The sequence below is a fragment of the Neisseria sp. P0004.S004 genome (assembly GCF_051963335.1).
Taxonomy (GTDB): Bacteria; Pseudomonadota; Gammaproteobacteria; order Burkholderiales; family Neisseriaceae; genus Neisseria.
This window is the reverse complement of sequence record NZ_JBQCUK010000025.1, coordinates 1-248: the sequence shown is the minus strand read 5'-3', so window position 1 is coordinate 248 and position 248 is coordinate 1. Positions and strand designations below refer to the sequence as shown.

Sequence of the window (248 nt, the reverse complement as noted above, 5' to 3'; positions counted from 1 at the left end):
ACTGTAACCATCAAAGACGGTAACGGTAATACCACTACTACCATCGTTAAAGACGGTGCAACTGGTGCCAAAGGTGATACCGGTGCAGACGGTAAGAATGCTAAAGCTGACGTTAAAGACAACGGCGACGGTACCCACACTGTAACTATTACTGATGGCGAAGGTAACACCACTACTACCATCGTTAAAGACGGTAAGAACGCTGAAGCCGACGTTAAAGACAACGGCGACGGTACTCACACTGTAAC

At 47.6% G+C, this 248-nt stretch carries 1 protein-coding gene; it reads left to right on the top strand.

Annotated elements, in window-relative coordinates; genetic code table 11:
• A partial coding sequence (locus ACTHRY_RS11095; protein ID WP_440374261.1) for a collagen-flanked surface repeat-containing protein occupies positions 1-248 on the top strand: 248 nt, incomplete at both ends.